The following is a 12,627-nucleotide window of genomic DNA, read 5'->3' as shown; positions in this document are numbered from 1 at the left end:
CTACGTTGTTAGCGGTCTTTCCGGTATGTGGTGTTCGGATGTCGATCCCTTATTCGAATTACCGGGCGGACGCGGATGGCGTCATCCGTGAGGGAGGAGGGAGTTGCTGGCCCAGCGGCATGAAATTATTCGAATAAATTTTCCGTTCGGCGTGTCGCGTAGGGGCTGAGTGAACGCTAACAGTGTTGTAAAATCAGTGCTTTCCGGTAGGAAATGAAACGTTGCCGCGCATTTGACACTTTCCTCAGAAAACGTATACTGGAGCCACAAGTTATTCGAACAACAAAGAAAACGACGAATAACTTCGGCTCACAAGGCCGATGGAAAAAGGAAAAGGTGCGGGCTATGAAAGCTCGCAAAAGTCCAAGGAAGGACCCCTTTGATGAAGGAATGGTTCACCAATGTGGCGCAGAAGGCGCTTGATGTGTTCGTGAAATTCGCGAGCACCAAGGCCATCACCGCACTCAAGGACGGCTTCGTTCTGTCCATGCCGGCGACGCTTGTCGGCTCGATCTTCCTGCTGCTCGCCAATCTGCCCATCAATGGTTACACCGAGTTCATGGCCAAGACGTTCGGCGCCGACTGGAACATCGGTCTCAACCAGATCAACAATGCCACGTTCAACATCCTGGCGATCATCATCGCCGTGGGCATCGGCTACTCCTACGCTCGCAATGAGAAGCTTGACGGCATCTCCTGCGGCATCCTGACGCTGATCTCCTTCCTGATCGTCTCTCCGTCCTCCCTGCAGATCACGGGTGGCACGGTCAAGGCGCTGGGTGATAAGACCGCCGAAGTCTCCGGCGTGCTGCCGACCACATGGATGGGCGGCAACGGCATCATCTCCGCCATCATCATGGGTCTGATCGGCTCTTGGGTCTACTGCACCTGCATCCAGAAGAACATCCGCATCAAGATGCCGGACGCCGTTCCGGAAGGCGTCGCCAACGCGTTCTCCGCCATGATCCCGGGCTTCTTCATCATGTGCTACTCCGCCGTGATCTATCAGGTGTGCCAGATGTTCGGCGGTGTCTCCCTCACCGAGCTTATCTTCAAGGTCATTCAGACCCCGATGCAGTCCCTCACCGACAACTGGGCCGGTGCCATCATCATCGTCCTGCTCATGTCCTTGCTGTTCTGGTGCGGTATCCACGGCCCGAACGTGGTTTCCGGCATCATCTACCCGGTTCTCACCGCGAACTCCCTGGTCAACCAAGACCTGATGAACAAGGGCATCGAAGTCACCCAGGCCAACGGCGGACACTACCTTGTCCCGCAGCTCATCGATTGCTTCTGCAAGTACGGCGGTGTCGGCCTGACCCTCGGCTTCATCGTCTCCGGTTTGCTGGTCGCCAAGTCCGCCCAGATTCGTGAGCTGTCCAAGTTCGCCCTGGTGCCCGGCCTCTTCAACGTCAACGAGCCGATCATCTTCGGTCTGCCGATCGTGTACAACCCGATCATGCTCATCCCGTTCGTGCTCGGTCCGCTGGTCGCCGTGATCCTCACCTACGGTGCAATGGTCATCGGCTTCCTGCCCGCCTTCGGCGCCATGCAGGTGCCGTGGACCACTCCGCCGATCATCTCCGGCTTCCTGCTTGGCGGCTGGCAGGGTGTGGTCATCCAGCTGCTGATCTTCGTCGCTTCCGTCGCGATCTGGTTCCCGTTCGTCAAGATGCAGGACAAGATCTACGTCGAGCAGGAGCAGGCCAACGCCGAGGCGGAAGCCTGATCTGATCCGCATCCGGTCCCGTCCCCGCGTCTTGCGGGGCGAGGACCGGACGACTCTCACCAACATTCACCACTGTTCACCAACACTTAACCCAAAAACGACTTGCGGTTCCCGAAGAAAGGGCCGCACAACTGAAAGGAACAATGATCATGACTCACATCGTGCTGTGCTGCAATCAGGGCATGTCCACCTCCATCCTCGTCAAGAAGATGCGTGAAGCCGCCGCCAAGGAGAACCTTGAAGATGTGCAGATCGACGCCTACCCGATCTCCGAGATCGAGGAGAAGGCCCCGGACGCCGCGGTGATCCTGCTTGGACCCCAGGTTCGTTTCGAGCTGGGACGTGTGCAGAAGCTCTTCCCGAACACCCCGGCGGAAGCCATCAACCCGCAGGACTACGGTCTGGCCCGTGGCGGCAACGTGCTGAAGCACGCGCTCGAGCTGGCCGGTAAGTGATCCTTGCGCCGGCGCCGTCGATTTCAGCCGGCGCCGGCGTCTCCCATACTGAGCGTCTGTGCTCCCTCAAAATACAACAAAGAGACTTAATTATTAAGGACATTTAATTAAGGAACCCGTCACGGCGAAAACAAGCTGTGGCGGTTCCATGAAAGGAAACCAACGATGGCTGACGAACCCGTGGACATGGAAGTCCTGTGCATGCAGATGATCGTGGCGGCCGGTTCCGCCAAGTCGGACTACATGGAGGCTCTGCAGGCCGCCAAGGCCGGCGATTACGAGACCGCTGATGCGAAGATGAAGTCCGGCGACGAGAACTACGCCGTCGGACATGAGCACCATGCCCGCATGGTGCAGCAGGAGGCCGCCGGTGACCCCGTGACCATGACCCTGCTGCTCACCCACGTCGAGGACCAGATGATGAGTACCGAAACCATCAAGACCATGGTCACCGAACTCATCGATCTGTACAAGAAAGTCAACGCCTGATCGGGAATGTTCCCGGCATTATACGGCAGAATCCACAGATAAGGACAAAGACAATGGGTTTCCCCGATAACTTCCTGTGGGGCGGCGCGGTGGCCGCCCACCAGCTCGAAGGCGCATGGAACGAGGACGGACGCGGCCCCAGCATCTGCGATGTGCTCACCGGAGGCGCTGCCGGAGTCGCCCGCAGGATCACGGACGGCGTGGTCGACGGGCTCAACTACCCGAATCATCGTGGCATCGACTACTACCACACGTTCCGTGAGGACGACGCACTGTTCCAGGAGATGGGCTTCAAGTGCTTCCGCACGTCGATCTCCTGGTCGCGTATCTTCCCGAACGGCGATGACGAGGAGCCGAACGAGGCCGGGCTCCAGTTCTACGAGAGGCTGTTCTCCGACTACCGCGCCAAGGGCATGGAGCCGGTCGTCACGCTCTCCCACTTCGAGATGCCGCTGCACCTCGCCAAGATGGGCGGTTTCACTAACCGCAAGGTCGTCGATTGCTTCGTGCGGTTCGCGACCACGGTCATGGAGCGTTACAAGGATCTGGTGACGTACTGGCTGACCTTCAACGAGGTCGACAACCAGATGAACATGCACACGCCGATCTTCCCGTACACGAACTCCGGCATCATCCCCAATCCGGACGACGACCCGCACACCGTCGAGCAGAAGGTGTGGCAGGCGATCCACAACGAGTTCGTCGCCGCTGCGATCGCCGTGAAGAAGGGACGTGAGATCAATCCCGACTTCCAAATCGGTTGCATGCTCTCCTTCGTGCCGATCTACCCGGAGACCTGCCGCCCCGACGACGTCATGCTCGCCCAGACCGAGATGCGCAACCGCTATCTGTTCGGTGACGTATACGTGCACGGCGAGTACCCGCGCTACCTGTGGAAGCGTTGGGAGCGCGAAGGCATCGATATCGCGATGGAACCGGGTGATCTCGACGTCATCAAGGAAGGCGTCGTCGATTTCATCTCGCTGAGCTACTACATGTCCGTGGCCGTCAGCTCGCAGGGGTCCAAGCTGGACGCCATGGAGCATGGTCTTGATGGTCTCGTGCCCAACCCGTACATCAAGGCCACCGACTGGGGATGGCAGATCGATCCGGTCGGTCTGCGCTACTCCCTGTGCGAGATGTACGAGCGTTGGAACAAGCCGCTGTTCATCGTCGAGAACGGTGTCGGCATGTATGAGACCCCCGATGCCGACGGTTATATCGCCGATGATTCGCGCATCGAGTATCTCAAGAGCCACATCGCGGAAGTCAAGAAGGCTATCGACCTCGACGGCGTTCCCGTTATGGGTTACACCGTGTGGGGATGCATCGACGTGGTGAGCTTCACCACCGGCGAGATGAAGAAGCGGTACGGCATGATCTATGTCGACGCCGACGATGAGGGCCACGGCACCTTCGAGCGCCGTCGCAAGAAGTCCTTCTACTGGTACAAGAAGGTCATCGAGAGCAACGGCGAGGAGCTGTGAGCCCGATGACCGGTCATGTCACGCTCCACGGGGCGTGACGACGAACGAAATCCTCCCTTCGCATCATGCGGCGGGAGGATTTCGTCATATATATCGTCGTTCCATCGACGCCGACCGGTCCCGCCCGGAGGCCGAGACACCGTGCTCATCCCCGGATTCGGCAGCCGCCGGAACGGTGAACGCGCGGTGACGCGCGGGTGACGCGGAGCCGCGTTGCGAGTCGGCGAAATGGTCTATAGTCGGATAGGTCACGTTAGTGGCCACCTTATCCGCTTCACGCACGAAAGGTGAGCCGTGTCAACTCCACAAGAGCCGGCGGAGACGCCGATGATCGGTAAAAGTGTCATTTCGCTGGATGATCTGTCCATCGCCCAGATCAGGGATCTGCTGCACAAGGCGCAATACATTGATTCCCACCGTAGGGAAGTGGCGCACACCTGCGACGGCAGGGTGCTGGCCACGCTGTTTTACGAGCCCTCGACCCGCACGCGTCTGAGCTTCGAGACCGCGATGCTGCGTCTCGGCGGCAAGGTGATCGGCTTCGCCGGCGCGCAGCTCGCCTCCGTCACCAAGGGCGAGTCCATCGCCGACACCTTGAAGACCGTCTCCAACTACGTCGACGTGGTCGCGATCCGCCACCCGAAGGAGGGCGCCGCGCTGGTCGCCTCCCGCGCCGCGTCCGTGCCGGTCATCAACGCCGGCGACGGCGGCCACATGCACCCCACGCAGACGCTCGCCGATCTCGCCACCCTTCAGTCGCGCTTCGGCCGCGTCACGAACCTGACCGTCGGCCTGTGCGGCGACCTCATGTTCGGCCGCACCGTGCACTCCCTGATCGAGACGCTGTGCCGTTTCGGCAACGTGAACTTCGTGCTCATCAGCCCTGACGAGCTCAAGCTCCCGCAGTACGTGCTCGACCGCATCGACGCGACCCCGTCCTGCTCCTACACCGAGGTCAAGGACCTCGTCTCCGTGATCGGTGACCTCGACGTGCTGTACATGACGCGTGTGCAGAAGGAGCGTTTCTTCAACGAGGACGACTACCTGCGTCTGCGCGACACCTACATCCTCGACGAGGACAAGCTCTCCCACGCGAAGAAGGACATGGCCGTGCTGCACCCGCTGCCGCGCGTCAACGAGATCGCCGTCGAGGTCGATGACGACCCGCGCGCCGCGTACTTCGAGCAGGTCAAGAACGGCATGCTCATGCGCATGGCGCTCGAAAGCTCCGTCGTGGGCGACGAGCTGCCCGGATACGAACCGCTCGAATCCAAGGAGGTCCAGGCCTGATGGAGGTCACCAGCATCCAAAACGGCATCATCATCGATCATGTGCCGTCCGGCACCGCGCTCAAGGTGCTCGAATACCTGAAGATCGACCCGGCGAAGACCAAGCTCGCCCTGATCATGAACACCGACAGCCACCTGTACGGTTCGAAGGACATCATCAAGATCGAGGACCGCGAAGGCGAGGACAACCCGGCCATCGACCTCGACGTGCTCGGCCTCGTGGCCCGCACCGCGACCGTCGGCATCGTGCGCGGCGGCACCATCGTCGAGAAGAAGACCCCGACGCTGCCCGAGCATGTGGTCAACATCCTCACCTGCCGCAACCCCCGTTGCGTGACCACCACCGAACGCGGCATCGACCAGATGTTCCACCTGACGCACTCCGGTCGTCAGGAGTACCGTTGCGACTACTGCGACGAGGAAGCCAAGCTGTAGTCGATCCGCATAACGAGCACAAGGAGCACAAGGAGGACGCCATGCTCACGCTGCGCAACATCAAGGTGTGGGACACCGACGAGATCATCGATCTCAAGGTGCCAACGGACGGGACGCTGTTCGAGGACGGCGCGAGAGACGCGGAAGGCGGGAACGGCGACATCGAGATCGACGCCACAGGACTCACGCTCGCACCCGGCTTCGCCGATCCGCACGTCCACTTCCGCGATCCCGGCCAGACCTACAAGGAGTCGATGGTCTCCGGTTGCGCGGCGGCGGCCTCCGGCGGCTACACCGACGTGCTCATCATGCCGAACACCGTGCCCGCCATGGACGGCGAGATGATCGATGACCCGGATGCCCCCGGCGCGAAGGAGGTGCTCGATTCCGGCTACGACACCGTCATCGACTACCTCCAGCATTACGAGGCCATCCACGGCGTCAGCCTGCCGGTGCGCTACGACCTGTGCGTGTGCGCGTCCAAGGGGCGTGCCGGGCGCGAGGCCACCGAGTTCAAGCATTGGCGCCGCTACATGCCGGGCGTCGACGACGAATCCAAGGACGACGCCCAGCTGGCGCATCCCGTCACCGCGATCAGCGACGACGGTTCCGCCGTCACCCCCGGGATCCTCGACGATGTGCTCGAACTGGCCCGCGAGAGCGGACTGTGCCTCATCGAGCACTGCGAGCACCATGACACCGGAGCCGTCAACGAGGGACCGGTGTCGCGTGAACTCGGCGTGCCCGGCATCCCCGAGGACACCGAACTCAAGGTCGTCGCGCGAGACATCGCCAAGGCGCGCGAGACCGGCGTGCACGTCCACTTCCAGCACGTGAGCACCGCGATCTCGTTCGACGCGATCCGCGCGGCCAAGGCCGAGGGTCTGCCGATCACCTGCGAGACCGCGCCGCACTACCTCGCGCTGAGCGACGAGGCGCTCCTCAAGTACGGCACGCTCGCCAAGATGAACCCGCCGCTGCGCTCCGAGGCCGACCGCAAGGCCACCATCGCGGCCATCGCCGACGGCACGGTCGACCTGCTTGCCACCGATCACGCCCCGCACACGATGGAGGAGAAGGCCCGCGGCTTCCTCGAGGCGCCCAACGGCATCATCGGACTGGAATGCGCATACGGCGTGTGCCACGCGAAGCTCGTCGACGGCGGTTTCATCTCGGAGAAGCGACTCATCGAACTGATGAGCATCGAACCGATGCGACTCATGGGACACGAACCCACCGACATCACCGCGCTGCTCGACCGCGAAACCGACGCCTCCCGCGAACCGGACGCCAAGCGCGTGCTCGACCTGACGCAGCCCGGCGAGGCGGACGGCATCGGGCTGGTCGTGCTCGACACGGCCGCCGCATGGACCGTCGATCCGGAGGCCTTCCACTCCAAGGCCCGCAACACCCCGTTCGGCGGATGGCGGGTCACCGGACGACCGATGGCCACGATCATCGGACGGAACCTGACGTTCAGCCGACTGTAGAAGAACCGCGCACGCGGAAGAAACGTAGAGAAAGGGATCATCATGGACCGTCTGATCGATGCGATCGAGGCGACGCAGAATCCGAGCGTCGTCGGACTCGACCCCACCGAGGCGCTGGTGCCGCCGCAGGTCGTCGCGAGCTTCGCCGAGGAGGTGCGCGACTCCGTCGACACCCCCGAGGAGGTGCCCGCCGCACAGCTCGCCGTCGCCTACTACGAGTTCAACCGTACGATCATCGACGCGATCAGGGGCGTCGTGCCCGCGGTCAAGCCGCAGATCGCCATGTACGAGGCACTCGGCCCGGCCGGCATCGACGTGTACACGATGACCTGCGAATACGCAGCCGCGCAGGGGCTTTATGTGCTCGCCGACGTCAAGCGCGGCGACATCGGCTCGACGGCCTCCGCCTACGCGCACATGCTCTCCGGCGTCGAGGGCCATGACCCGTGGCACGTGGACGCGGTGACCGTCAACCCGTACCTCGGCACCGACGGCATCACCCCGTTCGTCGACGCCGCGAAGACCGCTGACAAGGACCTGTTCGTGCTGGTGCGCACGTCCAACCCCTCGTCCAGCGAACTGCAGATGCTCGACCTCGCCGACGGCTCCAAAGTGTACGAGCACGTCGCCGACCTCGTCGAAGGCTGGGGTGCCGACATGATCGGCTCCCACGGCTACTCGCGCGTCGGCGCGGTCGTCGGCGCCACTCACCCCGAGGAGGGCAGGGCGCTGCGCGCGCGCATGCCGCACACCTTCTTCCTCGTGCCCGGCTACGGTGCTCAGGGCGGCACCGCCGCCGACGTGCGCGGCATGTTCGATAAGGACGGCTCCGGCGCCATCGTCAACTCCTCGCGCGGCATCATCGGCGCGTGGAAGAAGAACGGCGGCTACTCCAAGTCGATGTCCGCCGACGACGCGCTCGCACTGGTCTTCGACACCGCGCGAGAGGCCGCCGAGGCCATGCGCGACGACCTGCGCGCCGTGCTGTAACGCTGCACCCCGCTACGCAAGCCCACAAGTCCACAAGTCCACAAGCCAAGTTCTACTTCGTAATTTCGTATAAGGAGCATGATGACCGCCACCTTCACCCCCACATACGACGTGGTGGACGAAGCCGTCGCGGCCGGGTACTTCCCGCCGCGTCACCCCGTCGAGATCACCGGCGTCGAAACCCTCGCCGACCGCGTGGTCCGACTGACCTTCCGCGACCCGTACATCGCGAAGCACGCCCGGCCGGCGCAGTTCGTGAACCTGTTCACCAACGATCCGCTGATGCCCATGCCTCGTCCGTTCGGCGTGAGCGAGGTCAACGGGGACGAGGTGAGCGTGATCTTCGCGGTCGTCGGAAAGGGCACCGCCGAATTCGCCGAGCTGCGCGCCGGCGACACGCTGCAGGTGCTGGGGCCGCTCGGACGCCCGTTCAGGACCAAGCAGGCCGCCCACTACGTGCTCGTGGCCGGCGGCCTCGGTGTGCCCCCGCTCATCTATACCGCGCAGTGCCTCGCCGCCGACCCGGCCGTGCGCACCACCGCCGTGTTCGGCTACCGCAACGAGCATTTCGCCGATCGCTTCGTCGAACCGTACGCGGACGCCACGGTGAGCATCGACGAATCCGAAGGCAACGTCATCACGCTGCTTGACCGGCTTGAGGCGACCGGAGAACTCCATGCCGACGGGCTCGAGACCGTGATCCTCTCCTGCGGACCGCTGCCGATGATGAAGGCCGTGGCCGCATGGACCGCCAAGCGAGGCCTCGCATGCCAGCTGAGCATGGAACAGCGCATGGGCTGCGGCTACGGCACCTGCGTGCTGTGCACCGTCGACACCGTGGACGGGCGCCTCAAGGTGTGCGCCGACGGACCGGTGTTCACCCGCGAACAGCTCGGATGGGGGGAGTGAACATGACGGAGCGGATCAAGGAACACATCAACCACATCAACCTGTACGAGGCCCACGAGTGGAAGCACCCCACCAAGGTCGCGGGCGTGACGTGGAAGAACCCCGTCGGCACCGCATCCGGCACCTTCCAGTACGCGGCCGTCCGCTGGTTCTACGACGTCAGCCAGCTCGGCGCCGTGTGCACCAAGGGCTGCTCGCCCGTACCGTGGGAAGGCAATCCGTCGCCGCGCACCGCCGAGGGGCCCGCCTCTAACATCAACGCCGTCGGCCTGCAGAACCCCGGCGTCGACCACTACCTCGTCGACGACCTGCCCAAGCTCAAGGAGGCCGGGGCCATGGTCATCGCCAACGTCGCCGGCCACAGCGACGACGACTACGCGGCGGTCGTCGACAAGCTCGCCGACTCCGCGGCCGACATGCTCGAGATCAACGTGAGCTGCCCCAACGTGACTCACGGCGGCATGAGCGTCGGCACCGACCCTGTGGCCCTCGCCAAGCTCATGGACCGTCTGCGTCCGATGACCGACAAGCCGATCATCGTCAAACTCACCCCGAACGTCACCGACATCACCGTGCCGGCGCGCGCCGCCGTCGAACATGGCGCCGACGCGCTAAGCATGATCAACACGCTGCTCGGCATGCGCATCGACATCCGCACCGGCGAGCCGCTCATCGCGCACGTCACCGGCGGCGTGTCCGGACCGGCCGTGCTGCCCGTCGGACTCGTGGCCGTCTACCGCACGCGCACCGTGCTGCCCGACATCCCGATCATCGGCATCGGCGGCGTCGACTCCGGCGAGAAGGCGCTCGAATACCTGTACGCCGGCGCGAACGCCGTCGAAGTGGGCGCCGCCGCGCTCTTCGACCCCGTGGCGCCTCTGCGAGTCGCCCGCGAACTTGACGACCTGCTCGACGATCGCCCCGAACTCGCGGCCAAGCTCGCCGCCGGCGAGACTTGGCGCTGACTCGCGCTGCACGACTACACGGCACATCCACAGAACCACAGAAAGAGATACAGGACCATCATGACCGACACCGCATCGCTCGACATCCGCTTCACCCAGTTCCTGCTCGAGGCGCAGGCCCTGAAGTTCGGCGAGTTCACGCTCAAGTCCGGGCGTAAGTCCCCGTACTTCATCAACGCCGGCGCGTTCAACGACGGCACCAAGATCGCCACGCTCGGCGCGTTCTACGCCGAGAAGATCGCCGCCGAGATCGAGGCGGGACGCCTGCCCAAGGACATCGACACCGTGTTCGGTCCCGCGTACAAGGGCATCCCGCTGGCAGTCTCCACCGCGATCGCGCTGGTCAGCGCGCACGGCATGGAGATCGGCTACACGTTCGACCGCAAGGAGAAGAAGGACCACGGCGACGGCGGCATGATGGTCGGCACCCAGCTGAAGGACGGCATGAAGGTCCTGCTTGTCGACGACGTGATGACCGCCGGCACCGCCGTACGCGAGGTCATCCCCAAGCTCAAGGCCGAGGCGAACGTCGAGGTCGTCGGCCTCGTGCTCTCCGTCGACCGTATGGAGAAGACCCGCGATTCCGACACCTCCGCGGTCAAGGCCGTCGAGGCCGAATTCGGCTTCCCGGTGTTCGCCATCGCCAACGTGCGTGAGATCTTCGAGGCCGGACAGCACATCGCCACCGCCTCCGGTGAGCCGTACGTGACGCCCGAGATCAAGGCCGCCGCCGACGCCTACCTCGCCCAGTACGGCGCCTGACAGACCCCGCGCCAGCGCGGCAGAGATTTGGGCTAGGCGCGTCATCGCGAGACAAATCGCTGAAAGCCGTGATCCTTCTGATGTATTCGGGAGGGATCACGGCTTTCGTTGTCTCTCGCATGTCCTTGGAGCCATCGCATCTATTCCGCCGTCGACGATGAATTCTTGATGACATCGCTGTTCGAGACTGTCCGGATCGAACCCGGATCACTACAGTTGATGATATGAGAGACAGGAATGAGGCGCAGGCGCCGATCGAAGGGGTCAAAAACACGCAGGTCAATCCGGTCATCGTCGTGGTGGTGACGGCGGTCGTCGCGATGCTGGTGTTCGCCGGCACGTACGCCGCCGGGCGTTCCGCCACCAAACCGACGGACAGCCCCGAATACCGTGCTCTGGTGTCGGACATCACCGACGTGAAGAAGCGTACGGCGGCCAACAAGGCCAGGGCGAAGGAGATCACCGACGAGGTGGAACAGCTGGAGGAGAAGCAGCAGGCCGCGGACAAGCGGCTTGAGGAGGCCAAGCAGGCGTATCAACAGTATGTGCCCGCAGGCAGCGTCGCCGATCAGCCGTTGACCGTCGAATCGCTCGACGTGGCGTTCGACAACTCCGACGGCACGGGGATGCACGTGCATCCCAGGTTCGTTGTGCGCAACACGTCTGGGCACATCATCACCAAGATCGAGATCGTCGGCGACATCGTGCGTCCCGACGGCAGTGTGGTCTCCGGCGATCAGTTCGTCTCCGCCGACGACATCCGTCTTATGCCCGGCAGGACCGCCGTCATCGAGAAGGTCCTCTTTTCGAAGGTCGGCGGCAGGGGAGATCTGTTCAAGCCGAAGCACTACTACTATCAGACCGCAGCGGAAAGCCAGTCCAAGAATGTGCAGTTCGGCGGCGACGTGACGGCGAAGGTGATCTCGTGAACGACCTCATGAACGGTAGGAGGGTGAAGACCGCGATCGTCGCCGTCATCTGCCTGATCGCGGTGGTCGCGGCCGGAATCATGGGCTGGAACATGGGAGGCCGCTCCATAGACGTACGCGCCAGCGCGGAATACCAAGCCAAGACGAAGGAGCTCAGGCGCGCCGAAACGGCGTTGACCGAATCGCAGCAGGACATCGACAACCGCAACACGCAGCTCAACGAGACGGACGACGCCATCGGGAAGACCGAGCAGGAGATGAAACGGTATCAGGATTTCGCCAAGGAATTCGGACCATCCGCCGGCGACGTCAACCCGCAGATCACCGTGAAGAGCATCAGTGCGGTGGATGCGGCGTACGGATACTATAAGATCCCGATCACCGTGCACAACAACACCTCGACCGCACTCACCTACTACGAGGTGCGGTACCAGTTCACCGACGACGCAGGGAACATCACCAACACTCATTTCGCAAACAGCGTCAACGGTTGCGCCGGCAACGCCGATTGCACTTTCATGGGCTACGGTCGGTTCAACCCGGCGGGCATGACGCTCACGCCGATCTCGTGGACCACCGGTTCGGCGGAGAACAGCTACGGGCACTACGGTACTGACGTGGTGACGCGGAAATTCTAGACGGACCCGGTTTCAAGAGTCCGTCTAGTGGACCGTCGGTAGGCCAAACGTAGGATGATG

Annotated in this window: 13 protein-coding genes; all 13 read left to right on the top strand. The window is 63.1% G+C overall.

From position 1 onward, the window contains the following. The first annotated feature begins 382 nt into the window (after positions 1-382). The 13 genes from EMB92_RS02525 (at position 383) to EMB92_RS02465 (ending at position 12,567) form a co-directional block, all read left to right on the top strand. Complete coding sequence (locus EMB92_RS02525) at positions 383-1,729, top strand: PTS sugar transporter subunit IIC (protein WP_150393668.1); 1,347 nt, start codon at positions 383-385, stop codon at positions 1,727-1,729. A 149-nt stretch (positions 1,730-1,878) separates the two neighbouring features. Continuing rightward, complete coding sequence (locus EMB92_RS02520) at positions 1,879-2,184, top strand: PTS sugar transporter subunit IIB (RefSeq protein ID WP_107044517.1); 306 nt, start codon at positions 1,879-1,881, stop codon at positions 2,182-2,184. Between the two features lie 165 nt (positions 2,185-2,349). Beyond that, on the top strand, positions 2,350-2,673 hold the full coding sequence (locus EMB92_RS02515) for a PTS sugar transporter subunit IIA (RefSeq protein ID WP_107044484.1): 324 nt from the start codon (positions 2,350-2,352) through the stop codon (positions 2,671-2,673). A 53-nt stretch (positions 2,674-2,726) separates the two neighbouring features. Continuing rightward, the gene (locus EMB92_RS02510) at positions 2,727-4,160 is read left to right on the top strand and encodes a 6-phospho-beta-glucosidase (RefSeq protein ID WP_150393667.1); all 1,434 of its coding nucleotides are present in this window, start codon (positions 2,727-2,729) and stop codon (positions 4,158-4,160) included. Positions 4,161-4,487: 327 nt separating this feature from the next. Continuing rightward, positions 4,488-5,450 (top strand): aspartate carbamoyltransferase, encoded by a 963-nt coding sequence (gene pyrB, locus EMB92_RS02505; RefSeq protein ID WP_107044481.1) that lies wholly within the window; start codon positions 4,488-4,490, stop codon positions 5,448-5,450. Beyond that, positions 5,450-5,884 carry an aspartate carbamoyltransferase regulatory subunit gene (locus EMB92_RS02500; RefSeq protein WP_150393666.1) on the top strand — a complete coding sequence of 145 codons (435 nt, stop codon included), beginning with the start codon at positions 5,450-5,452 and terminating at the stop codon, positions 5,882-5,884. Before pyrB ends, EMB92_RS02500 begins: the two co-directional genes overlap by 1 nt. 41 nt (positions 5,885-5,925) lie before the next feature. Next, positions 5,926-7,374 (top strand): dihydroorotase, encoded by a 1,449-nt coding sequence (locus EMB92_RS02495; RefSeq protein ID WP_150393665.1) that lies wholly within the window; start codon positions 5,926-5,928, stop codon positions 7,372-7,374. 42 nt (positions 7,375-7,416) lie between these two features. Then, on the top strand, positions 7,417-8,364 hold the full coding sequence (pyrF, locus tag EMB92_RS02490) for an orotidine-5'-phosphate decarboxylase (protein ID WP_150393664.1): 948 nt from the start codon (positions 7,417-7,419) through the stop codon (positions 8,362-8,364). Positions 8,365-8,442: 78 nt separating this feature from the next. After that, the gene (locus EMB92_RS02485; protein ID WP_150393663.1) at positions 8,443-9,273 is read left to right on the top strand and encodes a dihydroorotate dehydrogenase electron transfer subunit; all 831 of its coding nucleotides are present in this window, start codon (positions 8,443-8,445) and stop codon (positions 9,271-9,273) included. After that, positions 9,261-10,238 (top strand): dihydroorotate dehydrogenase, encoded by a 978-nt coding sequence (locus tag EMB92_RS02480; protein ID WP_190973528.1) that lies wholly within the window; start codon positions 9,261-9,263, stop codon positions 10,236-10,238. The genes EMB92_RS02485 and EMB92_RS02480 overlap by 13 nt, the downstream gene beginning before the upstream one ends. A 60-nt stretch (positions 10,239-10,298) precedes the next feature. Next, positions 10,299-11,000 (top strand): orotate phosphoribosyltransferase, encoded by a 702-nt coding sequence (gene pyrE / locus EMB92_RS02475; RefSeq protein WP_150393661.1) that lies wholly within the window; start codon positions 10,299-10,301, stop codon positions 10,998-11,000. A gap of 224 nt (positions 11,001-11,224) precedes the next feature. Then, positions 11,225-11,929 carry a hypothetical protein gene (locus tag EMB92_RS02470; RefSeq protein WP_150393660.1) on the top strand — a complete coding sequence of 235 codons (705 nt, stop codon included), beginning with the start codon at positions 11,225-11,227 and terminating at the stop codon, positions 11,927-11,929. Beyond that, positions 11,926-12,567 carry a coiled-coil domain-containing protein gene (locus tag EMB92_RS02465; RefSeq protein WP_150393659.1) on the top strand — a complete coding sequence of 214 codons (642 nt, stop codon included), beginning with the start codon at positions 11,926-11,928 and terminating at the stop codon, positions 12,565-12,567. The genes EMB92_RS02470 and EMB92_RS02465 overlap by 4 nt, the downstream gene beginning before the upstream one ends. Positions 12,568-12,627 lie beyond the last annotated feature (60 nt).

Source organism: Bifidobacterium callitrichos, assembly GCF_008698085.1.
GTDB classification, from domain to species: domain Bacteria; phylum Actinomycetota; class Actinomycetes; order Actinomycetales; family Bifidobacteriaceae; genus Bifidobacterium; species Bifidobacterium callitrichos.
Note: the sequence above shows the minus strand (reverse complement) of the source record. Positions and strands in the feature narration are given on the sequence as shown.